Raw genomic sequence first — 25,434 nt, forward strand, 5'->3', positions numbered from 1 at the left:
TTTGACCAATGACCAATGACTAATGACCAATGACTAATGACCAATGACTAATGACCAATGACTAATGACCAATGACTAATGACCAATGACTAAGGACAAAAAACAGTGAATTTAGCGGAAGGAGTACAGTTTGTATCGCTTGGCATACTGGGCGTGATGATGATTGGGGCGGCCATTGGCGTGGTTCTGTTCTCCAACATCGTCTATTCTGCCTTTATGCTGGGGGGCGTGTTCATCAGCATAGCGGGAATCTACCTGTTGCTAAATGCTGATTTTGTTGCAGCTGCACAAATCCTAATTTACGTTGGGGCGGTTAATGTGCTGATTTTGTTTGCCATTATGTTGGTGAACAAGCGGCAGAATTTTGTAGCATTTCCTAACTCTTGGGTGCGGAAAGCACTTACGGGTGTAGTCAGTGTAGGATTGTTTGGTCTTTTAAGTACGATGGTACTGGCTACTCCTTGGGCTTACTCAGCTGCTTCTGTGGCTGGTGGTAAAAGTTCTATAGTTTTAATTGGAGAGCATTTCTTTACTGACTTTTTACTGCCTTTTGAACTGGCTTCCATTTTGCTGCTGATAGCGATGGTAGGAGCAATTATTTTGGCGCGTCGCGAGTATTTGCCAGACCAACTGACCCCATCCCAACTGCCGCAAACCATTTTAACTTTACCAGAACGCCCTAGAGAACTGGTATCAACAACCAGCGAAACAAAAGAGTAATATTTGTGACCTCAGTTGCAGATAAACAGCGAGATTTTTTGAGGAGGAATATTCAGATTCATGCAACTCCAGTACTTTTTATTACTAGCAGCAGCTTTATTTTGTATCGGCATCTACGGCTTAATTACCAGCCGTAACGCTGTGCGGGTGCTGATGTCAATTGAGTTACTGCTCAATGCTGTTAATCTGAATTTAATGGCATTTTCCAACTTCCTCGACTCAACATTAATTAAAGGTCAGGTTTTCACAGTATTTGTGATCACCGTGGCGGCGGCCGAGGCGGCGGTGGGTTTAGCGATCGTGCTTGCCATTTATCGCAACCGCGATACCGTCGATATGGAGCAGTTTAATCTCCTGAAGTGGTAATTGTGCGTGCAACTCAAGCAGGTAATCATTGCTTATAAAGCGCGGGATGCCCAGAGTAAAGAATGGGCAGAAATCTGTGCTAAACAACTAGAAAGTCGCCAGTGCCATGTATTGATGGGGCCTAGCGGGCCGAAAGACAACCCTTATCCCGTCTTTTTGGCTTCGGTGGCTCAACCAATCGATCTCGCTTTGGTACTCGGTGGTGATGGTACTGTTTTAACCAGTGCCAGACATTTAGCCCCAGCTGGTATCCCAATTCTGGGAGTGAATGTGGGAGGTCATCTGGGGTTTTTAACTGAGTCAGTAGAAGAGTTTCAGAATACGGAGAAAGTTTGGGATCGGCTGTTTGAGGATCGCTATGCTATCCAACGGCGGATGATGCTACAAGCTGCTGTGTATGAGGGTCATGGGTCTAATTTGGAACCAATGAGTGAGCGTTACCTGGCTTTGAATGAATTTTGTGTCAAACCCGCTTCCGCTGATCGGATGATTACCTCAATTCTGGAAATGGAAATCGACGGTGAGGTAGTCGATCAATACGTCGGGGATGGGTTAATCATTGCTACTCCCACAGGTTCTACTGGTTACACCGTTTCTGCCAATGGGCCAATTATGCATGATGGTATGGAGGCGATTACCATCACTCCTATTTGTGCAATGAGCCTTTCTAGTCGTCCCCTGGTTTTACCCCCTGGTTCTGTGGTGAGTATTTGGCCTTTGGGGGATTACGATTTGAGTACCAAGCTGTGGACAGATGGGGTTTTGGGGACTTCAATTTGGCCAGGACACCGCGTTGATGTGCGGATGGCAGATTGTCGGGCTAAATTTATTATTTTGCGCGAGAACAATTCTTACTATCAGACGCTGCGGGAGAAGTTACTTTGGGCAGGTACAAGGGTTCACTACAGCAATAATCACCGTAGTTAATTCAGTATTTTAGAGCGCATTTACCGCAGATTGCGATAGCGTACCCGCCCGCTGAAGGCATCGCAACCAAAATTATCCCAGCCCCTGGATTCATCCGGGGGCTTTTTGCCCTGATTTTGACTTTCTTAGCTGACTTGCATTTATAGCGTATATAAAAGGAAAATTTTGTATCTTATTGCCAGATTTTTTTGTAATTAATGTCCATAATAAAAGCACTCTACCCCTAACTCAAGAGAGTAAAAAAGCACTTTAGAGGTTCCTTTATCGAAAAGTGTCCCAATCACTCCTCGACATATTAATGCATAATGTAAGCTATTTGTATAGTGCCTAAATCCTAGTAGTATATTTTCACAAATTTAAGTAGGAAGATAGATGGAAGTTTCTGGACGCAATATCAATTACCCACTAAATCCTCCTTCCCCTCTTGAAGATTTTCCCGTCCTTCAAACTGAAAAATATATCCTACGGCTAGCATCAACTGAAGAAGAATTAGAATCAATTTTTCGGTTGCGCTTTGAAGTTTTTAATCTTGAACTAGGCTTGGGATTTTCTGCTTCTAACTTTACTCAGATGGATATAGATAAGTTTGATGCGGTTTGCCATCATTTAATGCTGATCTCCAAACAAACGGGTAAAACGATTGGAACTTATCGGATGCAAACCTATACAATGGCTTCTCAAAGACTAGGCTTTGATGCTGCCGATATATTTAATCTTAATGCGATTCCTAATTCTGTGCTTCAGGCATCAGTTGAAGTTGGGCGTGCATGTATAGCTAAAGAATATCGCAACAGTCAGGCACTTTTACTACTATGGAAAGGGCTAGCAAATTATCTCATCTGGAGTAGAAACCAATATTTCTTTGGCTGTGCATCATTACTAACACAATGTTCTTGGCAAGCTACTTGCGCTTATGATTATTTTCAGCAGAATGGCTTGATGCATCCAAGTATTTTGGTTTATCCAAATTCACAATCTTGTCTAGAAATGCCTCAAAATTGCCCAGATTCATATAATGTTGAAATTCCTCAAATTTTGCAGGCATATTTGAATATTGGAGCTAAAATATGCAGTATTCCAGCTATCGACCGACACTTTAAGACTATTGATTTTTTAACTATATCTAATAGCAAAGACTTTCCTAGATGGCGTTACCAAATTTTTTAAAAATTATTTTTTGTCTTAAAAGGATATTTAATTCGATATCGTCGGCTGTAAAGTTAAACGTGTTAGCTACCTGTACATAGTTATCAACTGGAAGTCGCAGCTACAAAAACTAAGTCTGCCTACACGGACTGTAAGAATAGGAATATTTATGATATTTTACTCTACATCTGCATCTTGGCTGTAAAACCAAAGTCTGTTTTGCGGTATTTGATACAACCTTGTGCAATTGTTTTCAGAGTGAATAGAAGAGAGGTATTTATTACCAATATTTCAAATCAGATTACTCTAACTCAAAGCATGTTGGCGATGTCTGATGAACAGACTCAGATATAATTATTAGCGATGTCCACAACGGGCGTAGCTGCGGCACTTCATCCAGTGCGCCTGACTGACTGGATTATTTTAGACAACTTCTTGGGAAAACTACTTATGCGCCATCTCAAATTTGCTCCGAGTTGGTTGCGATTTTTAATTATTTTCTTATTGACGATGGGTATATTGTTTCGCTTTTTTAACCTTGATGGCAAAGTTTATTGGCATGATGAAACTTATACCTCATTACGGATTTCTGGTTACACAATTAATCAAGCAAAACAGCAACTTTTTAATAATCGTGTCATTAGGGGAGAAAGTTTTGCCCAGTTTCAAGGTGCAAATCCAAAAAAAAGCTTAAATGATACTATTATGACTTTGGCAAAAGAAGATTCTCACCATCCACCGTTATATTACATAATAGCCAGGTTGTGGATGGAAATCTTTGGAAATTCGGTAACGGTGATTAGAAGTTTATCTGCCTTCATCAGTTTGCTGGTTTTCCCTTGTGTTTATTGGCTATGCCGAGAATTATTTAATGTGCCATTATCGGTTCCTGGTGTAGCGATCGCACTCATGGCAATTTCTCCAATTCACCTAGTATACGCCCAAGAAGCACAAGAATATATTCTCTGGTTAGTCACCATATTACTAACCAGTGCATCTCTGCTGCGAGCAATGCGGTTGGAATCACAAGATAAAGATGAACTAGTAAAAGCACGACAACGACCAGATTTATTCGCTATCTGGAGCATTTATACAGTAACTTTAGCCATTAGTCTTTATACATTTCTTTGGAGTGGATTTGTAGCAGTTGCTCACGGAATTTATGTGATGAGCACTGCCAAATTTCAGTTGACGGAAACGGTCAGACCTTATTTGCTAGCATCACTGGTAGGTTTTTTAGCCTTCATGCCTTGGATAACGGTTGTGATCGGTGAGTTTTTTCAATTTTTGATTTCAGCAGATAAGACAACAACGCAATCATCTTTGATACCTATATTTACATTTTTGCTGATGCAGTTAAGCCGGATTTTTTTTGATGTAGACCTTAGCTTAGACAATCCTATGAGCTATTTAATTACACCAGTTTTTTTAACTTTTGTAGGATATTCAATTTATTTTCTTTGTCAAACAACTAACTATAAAGTCTGGTTTTTTTTGATCACATTGATTGTAGTACCAGCACTACCCCTAATATTGCCAAGTTTAATTGCTGGGGGCATACAATCATCTAGCGAACCATATTTTATACCATCTTATTTAGGAATCCAAGTGACTGTTGCTTACCTACTAGCTATGCAACTATATAATGGGAGCGTGTCACGCCGGAGCATTTGGCACATAATCATGACATTAGTGATTATTTGTGGTTTGATTTCTTCTAAGGTGAGTTCTCAGGCAGAAACTTGGTGGAATAAGGGTATGAGCTATGGCAATCCACAAGTTGCCCAAATCATCAATCAAACGACTCGCCCACTTTTGATTAGTGGTGCTTTAGGCAATAATTATGGGAATGTCTTTTCTCTGAGCTATCTTTTAGAACCAAAAGTGCGCTTTCTGTTGGTGAACAATCAGAAAATTCCCAAAATTCCTGATGGTTTTGCTGATATTTTTTTATTTAATCCTTCAGATACTTGGCGCGAAACAATCGAAAAAAAATATAAATTCAAGACAGATATTGTTTACAGCGACAAATATTATTCGGTCTGGAAAATGGCTCAACCTCGTAAGTTGCGCCTACGTAATATCTCACGCAGAAGCGCAGAGAAAGAGTCTAAATAAGAGGATTTTTAGCCTTCACACTTTAGATGCTGCTTGTAATGGTTATGGGGTCAGCGTTATAAAAGCTTTGGGGTCTTTGTACAAGGGCAATTTTTTCATCTAGAGAAAAGCCAACGGTACGAGTGAGAAAGTTTTTGGTAGCGACAAAATCAGTATACTCTCAGATATACTTTCATACATAAACTAGGTTTAGCTATAGTTATAATCTTTTATGAGATATTTAAATATTTGCTTTCTTAAAATCAGCTAAAAATCCCAAAAATAAATATTAAACAGATTCTCATCTGGAATTAATTTAAGTGGTCGGACGATGCTTTAAATTGTCCTTTGAGATGAATTTAATGATTTTTTGAAAGGTGTTGTATGCAAATAACAGATTTTCTTGGTCTTTTACATCCAGCGATCGCAATTATATTCATGTTTCCACTTCTCGGTACAGTGGTTAATTTTGCTTGGCAAACCCGCCAACGCAGATTGCAAATTTTAGCTGGGAGTAAGAGCAAAATTCCCCCAGTGGTGGGTGGAGAACATAAGCAGTTAGGTGAAAGACTAACAGGTGCAGTTGTCGGATTAACTTTAATCGGATTAAGCTATCCGATTGGCAAAAATATTATCACAAATCAATTGTGGAATAAAACACCTTTTCAAGTTATTTTTATCTTGTTAATATTTGCTGCAACCATCGCATCTTTAGTATTTCTTTATCAGGCAAAGCAGCGAGTGTGGAGGGCAATTTTTGCAACTTTAACTGGTGCAGGTTTAGTAATACTAGGCTGTCAGGATGGAGTATATCGCCTCACCAAAGAGTGGTATTGGTCACATTATTATATTGGGATTACCGCAGCACTGCTGATGATTTTTTCATTAGCAATTGTTCAAGATATTTATCAAGATAAGTCCAATCGCTGGCGCATCGTCCATACGATTTTAAACTGCATTGCTTTGTTGCTATTTATTGGACAAGGGATGACAGGAACGCGAGACTTATTAGAAATTCCCCTGAGTTGGCAAGAACCCTATATCTATCAGTGTGACTTTGTTAATAAAACTTGTCCAACACCAAATTCCCAAGTACCAAAGTGAACTAAGGGATTTCCAATTGAACTAGAGACTCTTTATTAAACCTCATGCCAAAATCCTGTGGTGGGACTAAAAGCCACTACAGGAAAAATTAAAATAATCAAAGAATTAAAAAAAACTTGTCAAATTGACAAATTGGTTGTTTGTTTATGCAATATTATCTACAAGCCGATCACGAATTGTTTTGAGTTGGTCTTGAGTCTTAATTGGCTCTCGCGGTGCTGGCAATTCCGTATTAGGCCAGTTAGGTAAATTATTGCAGGGGCATAACAAGGCCGGCATCCCGACGTTTCGCGCTGCTACTGGCATACTGCAACGGCTGCAAGGTAGCATCTCCCAGGCTGGTGTCAAGAGTTCAGTAATGGTTTCATGTGTACCCTCCAGGTAACAATCACCTGATTCCGGTGAAATAATTTTCTGCCAGCACTCTTCAAATTCTTGACTATAATGATCGCCATTTAGCACAGATTGGGGCAAAAAGCTTGCCTTACCGTTGCTCGTAATCACTTTTTTACCTAACTGAAACCAGTAGGCAAGGTATCCTCTAACTTCTTGTTTGGTTGCCATATTACAATTTTATCAGGACTTACGCAAAATTATGAAAAAACGAACCGCAAAGGACGCAAAGGACACATAGACGCAACAGCGGCTTCCCGCAGGGTAGGAATGCAGTTTTAAAGGATTCTTGCGTAAGTCCTATTTATATTTTAAATTTTAGATTTTGGATTAATTTGAATCAATTAAGAATGTTGACTCCTCACTTGTGGTTCCTCTCTAATTGGCAATGGGTAACCAAGGATGCTGAGATTGAGAACATGACCACCAGTAACTAAATAAACAGTATCGCTGAGTACACCTAGCTGGCGCACTAAAGAACCGAGGCGATCGCGGAACTTCCTGCCGAGAGCATAAGCTGGTATCACACCCCAACCCACCTCTTCTGCTACAAATAGCATATCAGCAGCAACTAGATCCACTGTCTCTAACAACTCTGCAAGAATATTTTTCCAGCTAGATTCGTCCTCTTCTAAGAGATTAGCAACCCAAGTTCCTAAAGAATCAACTAAAAGGCAGGTATAAGGTTTAGCATCGGCAAGGGTAGCAGAAAGTTCCACAGGTACAGATAAAGTTACCCAGTCTTGGGGACGACGTTGTTGGTGTTCTAAAATGCGTTGATGCCATTCTTGATCATCTGGGTTATCGGTGGCTGTTGCTACGTAAACAACTGCTTTTTTTGACTGCATGGCCAGAGTTTCCGCCCATTCACTTTTACCAGATCGTGCTGGCCCTGTTACTAAAATGATTTTACCCAAAGTTGTTTCCTGAATATTTTAACAACAAAGGCAAGAGGAATATTGCCTTTTGCCTCCTGCGACTATTATTACAAGTAAGCTTGTGGTTTAAGAGGATGTTTTAAAAGTTACATAATGTATAATTTGCTATTCTGCACTGGGTTAAGTGCGAGTGAAAATTAAGGTTTTAGCCATATACTGAGATGGTTCAGTGTGCTAAATATGAAAGCATAATACCCTTTTAAACATCCTCTTAGAAGCCGTCAATTACTGTTAAATTACCGTCGTAATTTGCTATTTCGTCATCCAACGTTATAGAAGAATATGGCCAAGAACCTCTGCCATCTCCTGCCTCGCAATGCAACACTGTAACATTTGAAATATTTATACCATAACGCGAACACGCTCACCCACATTGGCCGCAGTGACCAACCGCAGTTTTTTACTTCATCGGCAAGATTTTTAATTTCAAATAACTTTTAAGGGATAAAATTAGCACCAGCATCATTGATGTCACAACTGGCAAAAGCCGAAAATCCCAACAACCCCATTCTCAATTATTCAACACCACTGGGGACAGCAAACTTTAGGATGTCTTTATGAACGCAGGCTTAAAACGCATTGAAGCAACTCTACACGATTTAGGGAATCGCGGCACTGCCTCTGCCGCCCAAACAGGTGATTCGACGACAAAAGGGCCTTTCTCCTTTAGAATCAGCGTCGGAGCCAACGAACCCACAGAAAGTACACAAATTCCATCTTCTCAGGATGGGGAATTAAAGACACAAGGACAAACAGTTGACTTGAGCGTAAATACTGAGAGTAATTATCCTTCTGAACGAAATTTCTTTCCTCAGCATGACTCGGTACAGACCTTTCAAGCACAAGAGAATGGTAGCAAAACACCCAGTCTACCCAAGTTGAAAACTCCAAGCTTTAGTAGTCATCGCCACGGAGCTAATCCAGCATTGGCGATGAATCTATTACAAGAAATTCAGGAAACTGTCGCCGATTGGCAAACAGAATTGCAAAATATTTTGAAGCAAATTCAGGATATTTACTTAGAAGGTCCAATTGTTAATGGCTGGTTAGAATCTAATCCCCAGGAACCAGAACCGGGAGGAACCGCAACCTTACGCCATGCAGAAGTTGACCGCCTGATGAACTACGTAGAAGAAATTTGCGCCACTGGTGGTAAAGTATCTTATCAATCATCTATTACTGGCTACCGCCTCTGTGGTGTAGACGATGCTGGTAAAGTCTGGTTGCGCCCATGTCCAGCAGATCAGGTTCCCAATGTTAGCATGGCGATCGCTCGTTACCAAAAGTTACGTCAACTGTTAGGGCGCAAGCAATCTTTGGAAACTCGTCTGAGTCAACTAGCTCAAACTCTTGTAGTTTTACACAGTCATATTCAACAAACGTGAAGTTTTAAAAATTATTTCCGAAGAAACTCGGTTGGTGGGTCAGTAATTTTTGGTTTAAATTAACTCTCAGCAGTTGTGCTTTGGATTTAAGATTTTAATCTAAAATCGTTCGACTGAGCGTAGCCGAAATCCCAAATCTCAAATCCAAAATTAAATCTATGCCAGATACTCAAATCTCTGCCATTATCTGTACCCACAATCGAGATACTTATTTAGGAGCTGCAATTGATAGTCTTCTATCGCAGGATTTCGCTGCTGACTTTGAAATTGTGGTAGTTGATAATGGATCTAGCGATCGCACTCGTGAGGTTGTAGAACAAAGATCCCACAATCCTCGCCTGAAGTATGTTTTTGAACCCACCATAGGTTTATCTGTCGCCCGCAACACGGGTGCAAAAGTAGCCAGTGGTGATATTCTTGCTTATCTGGATGACGATGCCGTAGCCAGCCCTTGCTGGCTACAAGTTTTATATTTTGCCTATTACAATAATTCTAAACTAGCGATCGCAGGTGGCAAAGTCACTCTTCTATGGCCCCCAGGAATTCAACAACCACGGTGGCTATCTCCAGGGCTAGCTGCAAATCTGGGTGCATACGACTTGGGTGACAGTATCATCTATATAGAGCAACCTGGCTTAACACCCAGAGGCTTAAATTACTCCATCCGCCGCAGTTTCCTGAAAGAAATTGGCGGTTTTGATCCTTATCTCGGTCGAGTGGGGAAAAATCTATTGTCAAATGAAGAACTGCAAATGACCGAATTTGCTCTACAGCGTGGTTGGCAAGTCGCTTATCTTCCCGAAGCATTAGTCGCTCACAATGTTGCTCCAGAGCGCCTGCAACCCTCCTGGTTTTTAAACCGAGGTTGGTGGCAGGGTATCAGTGAATGCTATCGAGAACAACTTGCTGGTAAAGCTGGGATCGCTCAATTGCAGCGAGGTAGCGAACGGTTTGTGCGCGGCTTGTATAAGGCATTGCAATATTTCTCTGATCCAGCAGAACGGTTTGACAAACTTGTGTATGCTTATGGTCAGATTGGTTACTTAAATGCTGCTATTCAAGGTCTTTTATCCACATCAAATAAGAAATAAAGAAGAATGAAGAATTCACAAATCAGAATGCTTTTGCATTGGTGATTCAACCACTACCTGATTTTAGACCTCTAAATCCCCGATTTGGAAAAGGTTTAAAATCCGCAATCATATTCCAATCCATTTTAACTCCTAACTTTTAACCGGAGGCGGAGCGTCTCCGGCTTTGCTTCTAACTCCTAACTCTTAAATGTATGTCATCTAAAATACCAGTTTCAGTACTAATCCCGGCAAAAAACGAACAAGTAAACTTGCCTGCCTGCCTCGCTAGCCTCACCAGAGCAGATGAAATATTTGTAGTAGATTCTCAAAGTAGCGACAACAGTGTTGAAATTGCTAAAAGTCACGGTGTAAATGTCGTGCAATTCAACTTCAATGGACGCTGGCCCAAAAAGAAAAATTGGTCTTTAGAAAATCTACCTTTTCGCAATGAATGGGTGCTAATTGTCGATTGCGATGAGCGCATCACGCCCCAACTTTGGGAAGAAATTGACCAAGCAATTCAAAATGTTGAATATGCAGGTTATTATCTCAACCGCCGCGTATTTTTTTTAGGAAAATGGATTCGTTACGGTGGTAAATATCCCGATTGGAATCTACGTTTATTTCAACATAAAAAAGGTCGCTACGAAAACCTACATACTGAAGACATTCCCAACACTGGCGATAACGAAGTTCACGAACATGTGATTTTGCAGGGGAAAGTTGGGTATCTCCAAAATGATATGCTCCACGAAGACTTCCGCGACCTTTACCACTGGTTAGAACGACACAACCGCTATTCCAATTGGGAAGCTAGTGTTTATTTTAATATTCTCACAGGTAAAGATGATAGCGGTACTATCGGTGCCAATCTATTTGGTGATGCAGTCCAACGCAAGCGCTTTTTGAAAAAAGTGTGGGTACGCCTGCCATTTAAACCCATTTTGCGGTTTGTTTTATTTTATATTATTCAACGCGGTTTTTTGGATGGCCAAGCAGGATATATTTATGCACGCTTGTTGAGTCAATACGAATATCAAATTGGCGTTAAACTTTACGAATTACGCAACTGTGGTGGTCACTTAAATACTGCAACTACCCCGAAGGAAGGAGAAGGGGAGCAGGGGAGCAGGGGAGCAGAGGGAAAGCTATTGACCATTGACTCTTGATAAATGACTAATGACTAATGACGAACCTTTCGTAGATTTACGCAAATATGACCAATCTTGGTTTGATCGAGGACGTCCAAGTTGGTATATTTTATTATGGTGGTTTGTACAAGCGATCGCCTTTCCCCTAACTCCTCAACCGTTAAATATTCTGCGTTGTGCTTTGCTACGACTATTTGGCGCTCGGATCGGCAAAGGTGTATTAATTCGGCCCACCGCCCGCTTCACCTACCCTTGGAAAGTTACCATTGGCAACTACAGCTGGATTGGAGATAACGTAGTTTTATACAGCCTTGATCAAATCCGTATTGGTGAACACTGCGTAATTTCCCAAAAAAGTTACCTATGTACTGGTAGTCATGATATCCAAGACCCTGCCTTTGGATTGAAAACAGCGATTATCACCATTGATAATGGTGCATGGGTAGCAGCAGATTGTTTCGTTGGACCGGGAGTGCAAATCGGGGCTAATGCTGTGATTGGCGCTCGTAGTAGTGTTTTTACTAATATGCCTTCTGGGCAAGTTTGTTGGGGAAGCCCGTGTCGTCCCAAGACGGTTCGGATAAAACTTGATCCCTCCACAAACCCGTGATTTGATGGATAAACATAGTAGGGGCGCCCAGCTAGCTGTGCGCCCTTACATTTTCTAGATATCTATTTGCTTTTGAATAGAGGAAGGAAAGGGCGATCGCCTGTTGCCGCCGTGTAGAGTGTGATGGCGTGTTTACCACAGATCACTTCCCTTGCCTCCCCTGCCTCCCTGCTCTGCTTGTAGTGTAGTGCGTTAATGTCCAGGTGTTATACGCGGCCCCGTGAAAGTTTCAGTCCCTGCGACTGGGGCATCATCTTTGAGCGGATTCGCGTTTAGTGAAAACGACCTCAGTGTTGCTGTTGCTTGCACTATCCCAGCTTTCGGATCAAATGTCGCACTAATATCGCTTCTGGTAATTGCGCCGGGTAATGTTGCTGTTGGGTAATTGAAGTTGAGTACCGTGGCAGTAATTTCTCTGTCTGAGATACACTTCCAACTGCCTTGTACGTTGCTATAGGGCTGGACAGAGGAAACACCACTTTGGTCTAAAGGAGAGGGTGCATCATTTTGGTTTGAACCAGTGACAAAATAGTTACCATCTTGAGTAATCGTTGTAATTAAGCGAAACGAACCGAAATCACCAGAGACTGTCGTGAGGTACGTGCCTGTCACCAATTTGCGACAATCTGCTCTCGATTGAGCTGAGGCTTCGTGCAGATTCACAAAGCCCGTAATAGTGAGTGCCAACAATACACAAATCGTTAACGTAGCGAAAGCCTTACGAGTTTTCATTCCAGAACCTCCACTGACAAGTACATAAACCTATTAACTCAAGGTTGAATTGACAACTAAGTTTTCTCAGTAACAACTATTGCATACAAACAGGTTAAGTATAAATTTCAGAATTAAATGGCACCAGTTTTTTAGAATTATTTCGCACTCTTATTTACAGCGTATTTCAGGTAAATGAAGTACACGGGTAGGGGCACAACCATGTTCCCTACGATTATCTGTACCTCACCAAGTTGCAATCTGCTGTAAGACCGCATACTCTGCTACCGCAGCACCATCGGGGCTGATACCGTTTCACGAAAATCTGATACACAGATCACTTTCCTTGCTTCCCCTGCTTTGCTTGTTTTTAGAGCTAAAAACCTGAAACTGTGTAGGTTGTGGAGCCACTGCTGTGGACAGATTTTCCGGTTTGAAGTGAGTGGCGTGTTTGAGGAACGTAGCTTGCTTCCCGCACGGTAACCTAACATCTTCGGGACTTTGTTGGGCAACGCTTATGCTTAACCCAAGCGTATTAAGTTGTAAGGTGGATGAAAGAGGTTCCAAACCTCCTTCATCTCCCTCATCTCCTCTATCTCTCTTAGCCTTCTAAATCCTCAAGCAAGACAGGAAGTAGCAGTGGTAATATGTTTTCATGGCTGCTCTAATCCTTGCTATTGATGAACAAACTATTGGATGAAACGCTGTCAATCAAAATTGCTGAACATATAAACAGCAGAGCTAGCACTCCGTTTGATAATGCTTACAAAGCAGCATTGTCCACTGAGAGAGCAAGATATATTCAGGGATTTTTAGCTTTTGCTGGAAAGCCATACAGACCAATTGAACACAGTTGGATTGAGCTAGGCGAAGGCTCCGACGTAACCATCATCGATCCCACATTACCGCACCTGAACAAAAATCCCCAAGAACTCTGGTATTTTGCAGCACAAAGGCTAACCGTTAAAAAACTGAAAGCCATCATTGAAGAATCGAAAGAAGATTATCCAGAAGATGATCCATTGCCAATCTATGGTGATCCACCTTATGAATATTACGGTGATGTAATGTTGGGTGGTCAAGACTATTTAGCTGCGTATCAAGCCGCAGAGGCTAAGTGTAGAGAAATCAACGAACTCAACCCTGAGAGAAATTAACAAAAGTGAATTAAATAATTCGTAATTACGAATTATTTAATACGATTTACCATCACTGCCAAAGTATTCCCGATAGGCACAAATTTTGTCTCCCCGAATATCCCAGGAAACCGCTAAACGATTTTTGTAAGGTTGTTCTAACAAACGTCCCTCATCCCGAAACTCAAAAACAACTGTTGTGTCATTGCTAGTAAAATGGTCTAGAGTCAGGGTGAGTCCGCCTTGGAATGATTCAGAAACGTACTCGAAAAACTCTCTAGCTCGTTCTTTTCCCACATTTAATCCATGAAATTTCCCCACTGGAAACCAAAGGGTAAAATCTTCTGTGAGCATATCTAAAAATGCTTGCCACTCCCCTGTTGCTAGACCATGTGTAAAATGCTCAAATGCCTGTTGAGCAACTTTTAAAGTATTTTCTGACTCTTGTGTCATCTTCACCCTCAACCGGATATAAACTAATACCGTGTTACTTAAAACCTCACAACCACTTTGCCACAATTTTGACCACTAAGGAGATATTCTACAGCGTCGGGTATTGATTCTAGGCCTTGAAACTGTGTTGGGTCAACAGCAACTTTGAGTTTGTCTGTGTAGAACAGGTTTAATAGGCGATCGCGTCCCTCTGCCATATGTTCTTTATAATGAGGCATGAGAAAGCCTTTCACAGAAGCAGCTTTCCAAAATAGCTGGTGATAAATGCGTGGTTGTGTAATCTGTTCCAAATCTTTTGCGTATTCGGAGATGAAACCAACCACTACTAAACGTCCCCGCACTGCCAAGTTTTCAACGCAGGTATCAAATACGGCTTTGCCTACACACTCAAAAATTAGATTAATCCCATTGGGGTATTCTTGCTTGAGGACTTGATTGAGATTTTCTGTGCGATAGTTGATAATGTGATCGCACCCTAATTCTCTTAGTAACTTTGCCTTCACCTCAGAACTACAAGTACCAATTACATAATTACCAGCTAACTTTGCCAATTGCACTGCAATATGACCGGTTCCCCCTGCTGCTGCTGTCACTAAAACCACTTCATTACTTTTCATCTCCCCCACTTGTTCCAATGCCACCAAGGCTGATACACCTGTAGGAATCAGGGTTAGAACTTCTGGTGTAGCTTCACGCACTTTGACTGCTAAGTTTGCATCGATAACCTGATATTCACGATAACCGCCACCACGCACTGTAGTTATGACAGCATCACCTATTTGAAAATCTTTAACATTTTCACCGATAGCGACAACTTTCCCCACAGCTTCCACACCTAAATCAAAGGGAGGAATTAAGTTAACATAGGGAACATCACCACGACACAGTAAAGTATCAAAGCCACCGTTAACGCCAGCAAACTTGTTTTGAATTAAAAGTTCATTAGCAGCAGGTTGGCAAATCGTAATTTCGACAATTTCAACGGCAGATTTAAAATCTTGATGAAATTGCTTTGCTCTTAATTTTCTGTAAATTTTTACATTCATTGATATAAGTAAGTCGGCGAAAATATTTAAAGCTATGTTAAGAATTTAAATGTAAGTGCGTTATGCTTTCAGTTAACGCACCATCAACAATCGAAGCTGCATTACACTAAGCTTATAAAGCTTTATCCCACTCTAATTGATGAGCTAAACCATATTTAATAAAATCTTCTTCTTTAGCTTTATCGCTTTTACCAAAAACACCTAAGCTATAAGGATTATCTTGCATACGTTGTGTGACTTGCTCTTTTTCAAATCGGATAACTTCCTCTCTAGATTTCTCCGGTTTAAAAAAGTCTACAACCAAGACAGTCCTATCATAATTGGTGTAATTATGCGGACAGTGTGGATAGCTGTGATCTAAAACCAGAAATTTTCCTTCATGCCAATAAAGCTGCTCATGGCATATTTTCATAGTCACATCCCCCTGTGGCACAATTAATCCTAGATAGCCACGATTCATATGAGGGTTATAGTTCACATGTAGCTTAATATCCAAGCCTGGATGGAAGGTACCAAAGTATACATTTCTGATGATTTCGTCATCAACCAAATTCACATTTTTTATCACATTAGTTAAATTTGGGAAATATTTCTCTCTTAAAGCAAGTGCTTTTTGTGATGCATCATCTGAGCCATAATCAGGATATTGTATTTGATGCGCCTGAATATATTTTTCAATAAACATACCTTGAAATAAAATACCAAAAGCACTATATTTTGGATCACCCTTGGTTTTAATCGTTTGACTTTTAGGCCCTAGAATATCATAAGTTAACTTTAACTCGTCATCAGATGCATCCTTAATAAAGCGTGTAAACTCATCTCTAATCACTTGCCAGTTATCTTGAAAATTTTTGAGAAAAGTAAATTCCTTTGGGTCTATATGATATTCATTAAAACTTTCCATTGTCTTTTCTCCTGAAGATGATTTCATAAAAAACCGTTATATAATAATGGGATTTTGGTCTTTGTCCCGATTCAATGTTAGAATTCCGGACTAAACTCATTTTAGTATGAGGTTTACTGTGTCTGAAACTCCCCTATTAGATCAAATTATCAAAAATGTGCGGGTAGTTCGTCCCCATCAGGATGCAATCGCACTACTTGATTTAGGCATTAAGGATGGAAAATTTGCTCAGATTGCCCCTAATATTAGCCCAGACACAGGCAAAGAGGTATTTGATGGCAAAAACTTGCTGGGCTTTCCTGGGGTCGTGGATGCCCATATGCACATCGGTATCTATCAACCCCTCGATAAAGATGCTGTGACAGAAACTAAAGCAGCCGCGATGGGAGGTGTGACTACCAGCTTAAATTACATCCGTACAGGGCAGTATTATCTTAACAAAGGCGGCTCCTACCGCGATTTTTTTCCAGAGGTGTTGGCGTTATCCGCAGGTAATTTTTTTGTAGATTACAGCTATCACGTTGCACCTATAGCTAGCCAGCATATCGACGAAATACCTCTATTGTTTGAGGAACACGGTGTATCTTCGTTTAAAATCTTCATGTTTTATGGCGGCTATGGATTGCATGGTTTGTCAGACCAGCAAAACCTCTTTTTGATGATTAATAAAGAGGAACGGTATGATTTCGCCCATTTTGAATTTATTATGCGTGGTCTAACTCGCTTGATGGAAAAACATCCAGAAGCGCGAGATACTATCAGCTTGAGTTTGCACTGTGAAGTTGCAGAAATTCTCAACGCCTACACCAAAATAGTTGAAAACGATTCTAGTCTTAGTGGATTACACGCCTATAGCGCAGCGCGTCCACCTCATTCTGAAGGATTAGCAATTTGCATTGCTCCTTATTTGGCACATGAAACTAACTGTGCAAATATCAATTTGTTACACCTGAGTTCGCGTAAGGCAATGGAAGCAGCTTTGACTATGCAAACTGCTTTTCCTTATATCAACTTTCGGCGAGAAGTCACTGTTGGACATTTGTTATTAGATGTCGATACCCCTAATACAATTTGGGCAAAAGTCAACCCTCCTATTCGTCCCCGTGCCGATGTGGAATACTTGTGGCAAGCAGTACTTAACCATCAGGTAGATTGGATAGTTAGCGACCACGCTTGCTGTTCTGCTGAACAAAAAAGAAGTGCTAAAGACCCGAATAATATTTGGTTAGCAAAGTCTGGTTTCGGCGGTACAGAATATTTACTTTCTGGTGTAATTAGTGAAGGCAGCAAGCGGGGAATGTCCTACAATCACATGGCTAAGTTGCTATCTTGGAACCCATCGCGGCGCTTTGGTTTGTTAGAAAAAGGCGATATTGCCATTGGCTATGATGCTGACTTGGTGTTAGTAGACCCCAATGAAACCTTTGTGGTACGTGCTGCTGAATCGGAGTCACAACAAGGTTATACACCCTTTGAAGGAGTAGAGTTAACTGGGAGGGTGAAGAGTACTTTTTTGCGCGGAAATCTTATCTACAACAACGGACAAGTTTTAGGTTTTCCTACTGGACGTTATTTAAAAAGATGTTAGAGTAATCTCCATATAAATCTTGTTTCTTAAAATCCCTATTCATTAATATATGCATATGATATGACTGTTCCAAGTTGGGATACATCCCTATCAACTCTGACAAAAGATAAATATCCATCAACAGTTATGTGTCTAGGGGTAGTGTTATAGGTGGGACAATAGCCTAAGTGCTCTTTTGCAAATCGATAATTTCCAATATCACAATAGCCAGCTAAAGCATATGCCTCTTCGTTATATGATTGAATTATTGCATAGTGACCGTCATAATGTGGCAAAATGGTAAGTAACCATGTTCCACCCCCGTTATTATGTTTCCTTAAAAACTTCTTTTTTGCTACTTCAAATTGAACTGTCTCTGTCTTACCCCAAGGTAATAATTTACTATCCAATGCTGGAATAAATTCACTTATTCTCGCATCTGGATGATTTTTTTCTGCATATTGATATTTGAGGGGAACAGGCCCGTTTTCCATCCAAAAGATTTCCACTTCCTCTTCACCTAAAACTTTCCAAGATTCTACTTTTACCCCTGCTGGAATAAATGAGTAAGAATGTTTATCTAGTCGCCATTCACCAATTTGAATTTCGCCTGCAAGAATAAAAATTTCCAAATCAGCTGTAAAGATACCAGATGGCGCTTCAAATCCAGGTGGTAGCACTACTCTAGAAGTAGATGCGCCACAGTCATGCCAAGTCAGCAATCTTCGTCTTCCTGCTGCTACTTCATCTGGCATTCCACTGATGCGCCACCCTTGTTCTTCTGGCACAGTATTTGTATTAAAAAATTGATACTCGCGAGGCACATACTCTTTAGATATTGCCGTGCTTCTTCCCGATAAATTCAAGCGTCCTCTACCATCTCCACCCCAATCCTCTTTTACAGGTGCTACATTCAAAAAATTATCAACGTCGTCTTTTTCTGCGGAATTAAAATTTTTATTTTCCTCGCCCACAACTTTATATTCTCCTGTTTGTATACTTCTGTTTACGCAGTCATTTATATATTGTATTTACTGGATTTTTTTCTAGAAATTCAATTACAACCTTTGATATTTCTTCAGGTATTTGGTTCATCATACATATCGTTCCGCCTTCAATATCAATCATCTTGGCATGAGAAATTGCTGTTAAAATAAACTCTCTGTTGTCTGCGTTAGCAAAACCTAGTCTTTCTAATTGTTTGACATCCTCAGTACCAGACAATATTAGAGTTGGAGACTTAATTAAACGAAATCTTGCTTCCATTCTTTTGCAGTAGTCGATAACAGCCAAAGGTGCATACCAAGGATAGCCAAAACCTTTTAAATCGTCCAAAACCCAACGGTGATTTAACTCAGCAGAACCTATATAGCTTGCTCTCGCTGACCATCTTTGCATAAGATAGGAACCGTCTGCTTGGATCTTGAGATTTTCAAATTTATTAGATAAAGCTGCTTTTCCCTCTTCGTTAAAGTCATCTATGTTGCATAATATAATTTTTTCGACTCTCTGAGAATAAGCTGCTGCTACTTCTGCTGCTACACAAGCACCTGTATGGTTTCCAAGAATACTTGTAGTTTTTATTCCTAATTCATCTAGCAATAAAATAACAGTTTTTGCGTAATCTTCAATTGAATACATTCTTGGCGGTTTATCAGAATCTCCTAATCCCAAAAAGTCCATAGCAATGACTAGTCTTTTCTGAGCAAAAATTGGTATCAATTCGCGGAATTCGTCACCACTTCGGAAGTTTTGATGAAGTAAAAGTAAAGGTTCTCCCTCACCAGCAATACGGTAAAGAATTTGCCCATCTTCAGTGTCTAAAAAAGCTCGCTTGATTGGTTTATTCATAGTACTCTGATAAATTTAGGATTTATGTCAGTCTTGATTTAACTTTTTCAGCAAATTACCTTTTTTGTGCTATTGTTTGTAGCCATTCAATCAGAGGCCTTAAAGTTCCTGGCAATGCTGACTCACTGACAGTCACCCTATGCTGCTTACCGTTATCTTCCACTATTAACTTATACTGAAAGCGATCGCTCTGGGGATTTGGCGAAGTAATTTGTTCAGGTAGTCTAAATAAATCAGCAGCTTCCACTAGCCGCGAAAGTGTGGCGGCTTCATTTGGCGGGAGAGTGTCTGTATCAACGGTTGTTTTCTTAGTAATCCCAGCAAAGCCGCCCGTGCGTTCAAAGGATATCCGCATTTTTTTGCTCTCCGTTGTGCTACTTAGTTGGGATAAATACAAAGACTGGGAGATGATAGTTTTCACCTCCCAGTTTAGCAACAACAAAGAGTCCAACTAAAAGTTAGGAGTTAAGAGTTAGGAGTTAGAAGTTAATAAAAAACTCCTCACTCTTAACTCTAAATAACTCCCACCTTTTGCCAAGCGTTTTGCACAGCTTTTTGCTCATCACTGTCATTACCGTAGAGTTCGCCAGCAACTTGAATGGTGACGCTGGCAGCTTTTTTAAAATCTGCTTTGGCACGCAAGCGATCGCGTAAAGCTATGTACCAGATTTTACCAGCTTTTTCCCAGGCATAGCCACCAATATCAACAGCCGCTAGATAAAAGGCATAGTTGGGGATTCCTGAGTTGATATGCACTCCACCGTTATCATCAACACCTGTATATTTATCTTTCACATGGGCTGGTTGGGGATCTTTACCCAATACAGGGTCATCGTATGCTGTTCCTGGTGCTTTCATTGAGCGCAGGGCAACACCTTTAACAGTCGGTATCAAAAGACCTTCGCCAATAAACCAGTCTGCCTCTTGTGCAGTTTGATTTTTGGTCTTTTGTTTCACGAGGGAACCGAAGATATCAGAAAAGGATTCATTCAGTGCCCCTGGTTCGCCATAATACTGTAAACCCGCTTGATACTGGGTTATACCATGAGTTAGCTCATGCCCAATCACATCAATTGACTTGGTGAAGCATTGAAACAGTTCTCCGTCGCCATCACCATAAACCATTTGGTCGCCGTTCCAAAAGGCATTGTCATATTTGACGCCATAATGCACGGTGGAGTCTAAACGCAGTCCTTTGTCATCAATTGAATTGCGATCAAATATCTCATGAAACAAGTCATAAGTAGCACCAGCCGCATCGTAGGCTTCATTCACTGCTGCATCACTGCTGGGAGGATCTCCTTCAGCACGCACCAATGTGCCAGGGAGTTGCTGGCCATATTTTGCATCGTAGATGGTGCGGCGCTTTTCACCAGGAGAGGGCGCAAACGAGATATTACCTACGACGTTTCTTCGTCCCAAAAATTGTGCCGAAATATTTAATGTATGAAAAGCCCAAGTACGCTGCTGGGGATTGCCATTCACCACGACATTTTTTAGCATGTGGGGCGGGATAATACAACAAATCGGGCATCTAGAGTAAAGTGGATGCTCATACTTGAACCCGGCTGATTTCTTTTTATTTCGAGCCATCAAGATATTCTCCTTTTAAAACTAAGTAATGGCAAATAGTGGCTTTAACTCCACTTTTGAAAGGAGCATAAAAACGAATCAAAATCGCCTGCCCCTGGTTTCTTTCTAAATAAAATTTTCTACTCTGTATTTTCGGATAGGTCTATAGAGGATTGATAGTACCCTCAAGGGTACTTCTGATGTGGAAATATTGGATAAAAAAACAAGGCAAGCTTAATTACTGCAAGTTTCAGCCAAAATTCTGGCATGAGTTAGCAAAACCTCCTATACAAACCTAAAGCGTTTACATATTAGTTCTTATTCAAAAAAATAATGTTATTTATTGCTGTTTTGTTACCATCAAGCTGTTAATTCTATAAATACCGATTGGAGACAGGCAAATCCCAAATCTAGGCATCCAAAACCTAAAATTTTCATAGCCAGTCACCAAACACCGTTAGACGATAATATTTCCAAGGTACTACAACTGTCTTAAATCCAGCTTTGCTCAACATTTGTAAATGAGTATCTAAGCTAGCTAGCTACCTGGTCTTGACTTAAGTAACCTTGGGTGATGCTGGTGCCACGTTTAGCGCGAATCTTTGTGAAATTAATTTCCTGTTCAACTGCCCATTCCTCTCGTGCGTCCTTGTAAACTTCTGCTAAGGCTGGTGATTCTAGTAAAGTCGGGTCTGCATTTCAAAAACAGCCATCTTGAGTGAGGCTAGCAGCAATTCGCTCAAATAACTTCAATTTCATCTCATCTTGGAGATGGTGAATTGTCAAGGATGAGACACAAGCATCAAATTCGCTACTAATATCCAAATTCTCTGGATTATTTGCCCAGTCGCCAAAATCTGCTTTTATAGCAGTCCAGCGTTACTTTACTCTTGAAGATGGGGCAATGATGCTTGATCCTTATGTATGTGAGCATTTTCCTAATGCAGAAGCTGTCAATCAAGCTTTACGCACATTGATTAGTCTGTTTCCGAAAAATAGCGAATCGATTACACCTGAATCTGTTGAATAATCTGCATCGTCTCTACACTAACTGTGCAGACTCTTTGTAGTAAATCTATTACCTGTTCTTTGTAATCTGCAAATCGGTAGGTGTTGATTTTTTCAGCAATTGTAGGGTCTTTAGGTTTCTTTTCTTTGTATTGATCTAAAATCCATTCTAAAGCACAACGATTGCCAAGGCGATATTCCCAAGCCCTTTTGGGTACACCTTCTAGGGTGGTGATATCATCTAAAATAATGGTTTCATTAGCTGTATCAGCTTTGAGTTTTGCCTTTGGTGTTCTGTTGTTATTTTTAGCCAAAGGTAAATCAATTCGTTTTAAAGGATAGGGTTTGACAGTTTCATAATTGATGTGCAAATCCATCAACAAGCGATCGCTCTTACTTTTATGATCAAATAAGCTAATCGCATTGAAATTGCAATCAAGTGAATAAGCTAAACTGAGTAGTTCAGCAATCAGGTGTCTTTTCACTAACCTCTATCTTCTATCAGTTGCCAACTTGACATCAAATGCACTAAGCTACCTCTAGCGCAAGGGGCTTCGCGCTGACTGTGTTTGGTTGGGCAAAAAATGGATTTTAGTCAGACTCTAATTGCGAAAAGTGATGCCATTCTTGATCAATGGGTAGAAGCGGTTTACCAAGATGAACAAATTGAAGCTACTAATGAACTTACTTTCAAAGGTGTACGGGATAGCTTACCCCGCGTTTTGAAAGCATTAGCAACAGTACTTTCAGAATCTGCAACCAGCGATTTGCAGACAGTAGTAGATGCAAGTTTAGAACACGGTACACTTCGCGCCGAACAGGGATTTGAGCCAGCAGAAATTGCGCGAGAGTATCGTCTTCTCCGGTTTGTGATTTTTTCCTTTTTAGAAGAAGATTTATTGCAAGGATCTGCACAAGAAGTGCTGCGGGCTGTTCGCCTGATTGATACAGTAATTGATGAAGCGATCGCCCGTTGCTTTAACAGTTATACTCAAGGACGATTACAAGAGCTTAAACAACTCCAAAGTCAGTTACGGTTGACTAACCAAGAGCTAACTCGTTTGGTTCGCACTAATAAAGATAACCTCTCTCATTTAGCTCATGAACTGAAGACGCCCTTGACTTCAATCATCGGTTACGCAGACTTATTTCTGCGCCAGCAGCGTCAACAATCAGAACTCAAGGACACCTATACAAATCTTGAAAGTATCGAGCGAGTTCTCAAGAGTGGTAGACTTCTTGTGCGGTTAATTAACGATACTCTGGAAATTTCGCGTTATGATGCCGGACAGATGAAATTGCAGCCTACTTTAACCGATGTCCGTAGTTTAATCAACTCAGTTATAGAGATGATTGAGCCACTAGCGTCTGCTAAAGAATTATCTTTGGTTGTTGAATGCAAGCGCGCCCCAAATCAAGTTACCACAGATCCACTCCGGCTTCAGCAAATTCTGACAAATCTGCTGAGTAACGCAATTCGCTACACCGAATCTGGTTCAATTCATTTGGAATGCTGGACGAAATCTCAACAGCAGTGGGCTATTTCCGTTACTGATAGTGGTATTGGTATTTCCCCGGATGCTCAAGCACAAATCTTCAATCCCTATTTTCGTGAAGTAACTGCTCTAAAAGTGCAAAATTCTGATGGCACAGGATTAGGTTTAGCAATAGTGTCTCGATTAGTTCAGTTAATGCATGGTGAAATTAAAGTAGATTCACAGTTGGAAAAAGGGTCTACATTTACGGTGATTTTGCCATTAGAAGCTATCGCCGAGATATAACTGTCGCTTTGCTGCAACTTAAAATTTAAAACTTGAGAGTAAAATTGCAACTTAAACCTCGGTGAAAGGTTAAGGTAACGTGAGTTCAATGGTTAAAAAAAGGCAAAAAGCTTGCTAAATAGAAAGCGCGAGAAACTGGGCAGGTATAGAGCGATGCCTGCGGCAGGCTACGCCTAAGCTAAGATTGATTTAGAATCAATAAAAAAATCACAAAAAAACGCTAAGACTAAAAATTCTTCCGTTCAGCCAACTTGTTACAGAATATTAAGTCGCACATGGCCTTAATAAAGTACTCCTAAGATGAAAACATCAACAGATATCAAACATCATCTAAGCAAGGAGAATAAGATGGCTAACACAGATAATCTTACAGGTGCGAGTGGGCAGGCTCTTATGAGCGTCGATCCCCTGACTGGTAGCACTAATCCAAACACTGCTCAGATATTGAACGTTACTGGTCAAGGAGAAGTCACCGTTCCCACTACTTTAACTGAGGTGCAATTGGGGATTCAAGTAGACGGAAAAACCGTAACCGAAGTTCAACAAGAAACTGCTCAACGTTCAACAGCAGTAGTTGATGTGCTGCAAAAGCTTGGGGCGCAACAACTTCAAACTACATCTATTCAACTAAATCCCGTTTATAGCGATGATAAAGATGGTACTCAAACCCTAACTGGCTTTCAAGGACTCAACACACTTCAGTTTGAGTTACCAACGGCTCGAGCTGGGGCAGCAATTGACACAGCTATCCAAGCAGGCGCGAATCTAATACAGAATATAAGCTTCACTGCCTCAGACAAAGCATTGCAGCAGGCACGTTTGCAGGTTCTTAGCGAAGCGGTTAAAGACGCCCAAGCTCAGGCTGGGGCTGTTTTTAGTACCTTGAAGTTAACCCCAGGAAAGATTATTGACATTAATATTAACTCAACTGACAATCCTAGCCCATCTCCTTTGGTGTCTAACGCTGGAAGAATAAGAATTCCTACAACTCCTATAATTGGTAGTCCTCAGACGATAGAAGGTAGTGTTTCTCTAGATATCGGTTATTCTCCAAATTCAGTAGCTACTCTCGCTTCGGCTACTCATAATCTCACAGGTGCGAGTAAGCCGACTTTTGCGATCGTCGATCCCCTGACTGGTAGAACTAATCCAAACACTGCTCAGATATTGAACGTTACTGGTCAAGGAGAAGTCACCGTTCCTACTACTTTAACTGAGGTGCAATTGGGGATTCAAGTAGACGGAAAAACCGCAACCGAAGTTCAAGAAAAAACTGCTCAACGTTCAACAGCAGTAATTGATGTGCTGCAAAAGCTTGGGGCGCAACAACTTCAAACTACATCTATTCAACTAAATCCCGTCTATAATGATGCTCAAACCCTAACTGGCTTTACAGAACTCAACACACTTCAGTTTGAGTTACCAACGGCTCGAGCTGGGGCAGCAATTGACACAGCTATCCAAGCAGGCGCGAATCTAATACAGAATATAA

At 40.8% G+C, this 25,434-nt stretch carries 26 protein-coding genes and 1 pseudogene; 15 read left to right on the forward strand and 12 right to left on the reverse strand.

Going from position 1 to position 25,434, the window contains the following annotated elements; all coding sequences use genetic code 11:
- The first annotated feature begins 105 nt into the window (after window positions 1-105).
- From V7L29_RS31675 to V7L29_RS31700, 6 genes are all read left to right on the forward strand, one after another.
- The gene (locus V7L29_RS31675) at window positions 106-720 is read left to right on the forward strand and encodes an NADH-quinone oxidoreductase subunit J (protein WP_334692222.1); all 615 of its coding nucleotides are present in this window, start codon (window positions 106-108) and stop codon (window positions 718-720) included.
- 60 nt (window positions 721-780) lie between these two features.
- Complete coding sequence (nuoK, locus tag V7L29_RS31680; RefSeq protein WP_006199065.1) at window positions 781-1,086, forward strand: NADH-quinone oxidoreductase subunit NuoK; 306 nt, start codon at window positions 781-783, stop codon at window positions 1,084-1,086.
- Between the two features lie 6 nt (window positions 1,087-1,092).
- Window positions 1,093-2,013, forward strand: coding sequence for an NAD(+) kinase (locus V7L29_RS31685; RefSeq protein WP_334692221.1), 921 nt, complete (start codon window positions 1,093-1,095; stop codon window positions 2,011-2,013).
- A 372-nt stretch (window positions 2,014-2,385) separates the two neighbouring features.
- Window positions 2,386-3,180, forward strand: a complete 795-nt coding sequence (locus V7L29_RS31690) for a GNAT family N-acetyltransferase (protein WP_334692220.1) — start codon at window positions 2,386-2,388, stop codon at window positions 3,178-3,180.
- Between the two features lie 429 nt (window positions 3,181-3,609).
- A complete protein-coding gene (locus tag V7L29_RS31695) occupies window positions 3,610-5,277 on the forward strand; it encodes a glycosyltransferase family 39 protein (RefSeq protein ID WP_334737992.1) in 1,668 nt (555 codons plus the stop codon).
- 363 nt (window positions 5,278-5,640) lie between these two features.
- Complete coding sequence (locus V7L29_RS31700; protein ID WP_334737974.1) at window positions 5,641-6,360, forward strand: DUF4079 domain-containing protein; 720 nt, start codon at window positions 5,641-5,643, stop codon at window positions 6,358-6,360.
- A gap of 144 nt (window positions 6,361-6,504) precedes the next feature.
- Here V7L29_RS31700 and V7L29_RS31705 read toward each other — a convergent pair whose 3' ends face one another.
- Together V7L29_RS31705 and cobU are read right to left on the reverse strand one after the other, a co-directional pair.
- Window positions 6,505-6,924, reverse strand: coding sequence for a hypothetical protein (locus V7L29_RS31705; RefSeq protein WP_334737975.1), 420 nt, complete (start codon window positions 6,922-6,924; stop codon window positions 6,505-6,507).
- A gap of 173 nt (window positions 6,925-7,097) precedes the next feature.
- The gene (cobU, locus tag V7L29_RS31710) at window positions 7,098-7,670 is read right to left on the reverse strand and encodes a bifunctional adenosylcobinamide kinase/adenosylcobinamide-phosphate guanylyltransferase (RefSeq protein ID WP_334692217.1); all 573 of its coding nucleotides are present in this window, start codon (window positions 7,668-7,670) and stop codon (window positions 7,098-7,100) included.
- A 578-nt stretch (window positions 7,671-8,248) separates the two neighbouring features.
- Between cobU and V7L29_RS31715 the strand changes: the two genes are divergently transcribed.
- The 4 genes from V7L29_RS31715 to hpsU all read left to right on the forward strand — a co-directional run bounded on the left by V7L29_RS31715 (window position 8,249) and on the right by hpsU (window position 11,910).
- Entirely contained in the window at window positions 8,249-9,076 is an 828-nt protein-coding gene (locus V7L29_RS31715; RefSeq protein WP_334737976.1) for a hypothetical protein, read from the forward strand.
- Between the two features lie 158 nt (window positions 9,077-9,234).
- Window positions 9,235-10,167 carry a glycosyltransferase gene (locus V7L29_RS31720; RefSeq protein WP_334692215.1) on the forward strand — a complete coding sequence of 311 codons (933 nt, stop codon included), beginning with the start codon at window positions 9,235-9,237 and terminating at the stop codon, window positions 10,165-10,167.
- A gap of 194 nt (window positions 10,168-10,361) precedes the next feature.
- Window positions 10,362-11,318: a glycosyltransferase family 2 protein gene (locus V7L29_RS31725; RefSeq protein ID WP_334737977.1), complete on the forward strand. Its 957-nt coding sequence runs from the start codon at window positions 10,362-10,364 to the stop codon at window positions 11,316-11,318.
- Between the two features lie 10 nt (window positions 11,319-11,328).
- Window positions 11,329-11,910 carry a hormogonium polysaccharide biosynthesis acetyltransferase HpsU gene (hpsU, locus tag V7L29_RS31730; protein WP_334737978.1) on the forward strand — a complete coding sequence of 194 codons (582 nt, stop codon included), beginning with the start codon at window positions 11,329-11,331 and terminating at the stop codon, window positions 11,908-11,910.
- A gap of 192 nt (window positions 11,911-12,102) precedes the next feature.
- Here hpsU and V7L29_RS31735 read toward each other — a convergent pair whose 3' ends face one another.
- Window positions 12,103-12,642 (reverse strand): hypothetical protein, encoded by a 540-nt coding sequence (locus V7L29_RS31735; protein ID WP_334737979.1) that lies wholly within the window; start codon window positions 12,640-12,642, stop codon window positions 12,103-12,105.
- A 659-nt stretch (window positions 12,643-13,301) separates the two neighbouring features.
- Between V7L29_RS31735 and V7L29_RS31740 the strand changes: the two genes are divergently transcribed.
- The gene (locus V7L29_RS31740) at window positions 13,302-13,778 is read left to right on the forward strand and encodes a hypothetical protein (protein WP_334693900.1); all 477 of its coding nucleotides are present in this window, start codon (window positions 13,302-13,304) and stop codon (window positions 13,776-13,778) included.
- Window positions 13,779-13,814: 36 nt separating this feature from the next.
- On the opposite strand, the gene V7L29_RS31745 is transcribed toward V7L29_RS31740, so the two are convergent.
- The 3 genes from V7L29_RS31745 to V7L29_RS31755 all read right to left on the reverse strand — a co-directional run bounded on the left by V7L29_RS31745 (window position 13,815) and on the right by V7L29_RS31755 (window position 16,163).
- Entirely contained in the window at window positions 13,815-14,210 is a 396-nt protein-coding gene (locus V7L29_RS31745; RefSeq protein WP_334737980.1) for a nuclear transport factor 2 family protein, read from the reverse strand.
- A 38-nt stretch (window positions 14,211-14,248) separates the two neighbouring features.
- Complete coding sequence (locus V7L29_RS31750; protein ID WP_334737981.1) at window positions 14,249-15,256, reverse strand: zinc-binding dehydrogenase; 1,008 nt, start codon at window positions 15,254-15,256, stop codon at window positions 14,249-14,251.
- Window positions 15,257-15,368: 112 nt separating this feature from the next.
- On the reverse strand, window positions 15,369-16,163 hold the full coding sequence (locus V7L29_RS31755) for an aspartyl/asparaginyl beta-hydroxylase domain-containing protein (protein WP_334693903.1): 795 nt from the start codon (window positions 16,161-16,163) through the stop codon (window positions 15,369-15,371).
- Window positions 16,164-16,281: 118 nt separating this feature from the next.
- Between V7L29_RS31755 and V7L29_RS31760 the strand changes: the two genes are divergently transcribed.
- Window positions 16,282-17,751, forward strand: a complete 1,470-nt coding sequence (locus V7L29_RS31760) for an amidohydrolase family protein (protein ID WP_334737982.1) — start codon at window positions 16,282-16,284, stop codon at window positions 17,749-17,751.
- 35 nt (window positions 17,752-17,786) lie between these two features.
- On the opposite strand, the gene V7L29_RS31765 is transcribed toward V7L29_RS31760, so the two are convergent.
- The 5 genes and pseudogenes from V7L29_RS31765 to V7L29_RS31785 all read right to left on the reverse strand — a co-directional run.
- Window positions 17,787-18,704 (reverse strand): DUF4437 domain-containing protein, encoded by a 918-nt coding sequence (locus tag V7L29_RS31765; protein WP_334737983.1) that lies wholly within the window; start codon window positions 18,702-18,704, stop codon window positions 17,787-17,789.
- Between the two features lie 40 nt (window positions 18,705-18,744).
- Window positions 18,745-19,581 (reverse strand): alpha/beta fold hydrolase, encoded by an 837-nt coding sequence (locus tag V7L29_RS31770; protein ID WP_334737984.1) that lies wholly within the window; start codon window positions 19,579-19,581, stop codon window positions 18,745-18,747.
- Between the two features lie 55 nt (window positions 19,582-19,636).
- On the reverse strand, window positions 19,637-19,936 hold the full coding sequence (locus V7L29_RS31775; protein WP_334737985.1) for a protealysin inhibitor emfourin: 300 nt from the start codon (window positions 19,934-19,936) through the stop codon (window positions 19,637-19,639).
- A gap of 158 nt (window positions 19,937-20,094) precedes the next feature.
- The gene (locus tag V7L29_RS31780; protein WP_334737986.1) at window positions 20,095-21,174 is read right to left on the reverse strand and encodes a M4 family metallopeptidase; all 1,080 of its coding nucleotides are present in this window, start codon (window positions 21,172-21,174) and stop codon (window positions 20,095-20,097) included.
- Between the two features lie 413 nt (window positions 21,175-21,587).
- Window positions 21,588-22,032, reverse strand: a pseudogene (locus V7L29_RS31785) (class I SAM-dependent methyltransferase); the annotation flags it as partial.
- 25 nt (window positions 22,033-22,057) lie between these two features.
- Here V7L29_RS31785 and V7L29_RS31790 point away from each other — a divergent pair.
- Window positions 22,058-22,183 carry a hypothetical protein gene (locus V7L29_RS31790; RefSeq protein WP_334737987.1) on the forward strand — a complete coding sequence of 42 codons (126 nt, stop codon included), beginning with the start codon at window positions 22,058-22,060 and terminating at the stop codon, window positions 22,181-22,183.
- On the opposite strand, the gene V7L29_RS31795 is transcribed toward V7L29_RS31790, so the two are convergent.
- Window positions 22,161-22,646 carry a type ISP restriction/modification enzyme gene (locus V7L29_RS31795; RefSeq protein ID WP_334737988.1) on the reverse strand — a complete coding sequence of 162 codons (486 nt, stop codon included), beginning with the start codon at window positions 22,644-22,646 and terminating at the stop codon, window positions 22,161-22,163. The two genes, V7L29_RS31790 and V7L29_RS31795, sit on opposite strands and share 23 nt — an antisense overlap.
- A gap of 99 nt (window positions 22,647-22,745) precedes the next feature.
- On the opposite strand from V7L29_RS31795, the gene V7L29_RS31800 reads away from it, so the two are divergent.
- The gene (locus tag V7L29_RS31800) at window positions 22,746-23,942 is read left to right on the forward strand and encodes a HAMP domain-containing sensor histidine kinase (protein ID WP_334737989.1); all 1,197 of its coding nucleotides are present in this window, start codon (window positions 22,746-22,748) and stop codon (window positions 23,940-23,942) included.
- Window positions 23,943-24,290: 348 nt separating this feature from the next.
- The coding region (locus tag V7L29_RS31805; RefSeq protein WP_334737990.1) for an SIMPL domain-containing protein at window positions 24,291-25,434 on the forward strand (1,144 nt) is incomplete at its 3' end.

The organism is Nostoc sp. (genome assembly GCF_036916575.1).
Lineage (GTDB): Bacteria > Cyanobacteriota > Cyanobacteriia > Cyanobacteriales > Nostocaceae > Nostoc.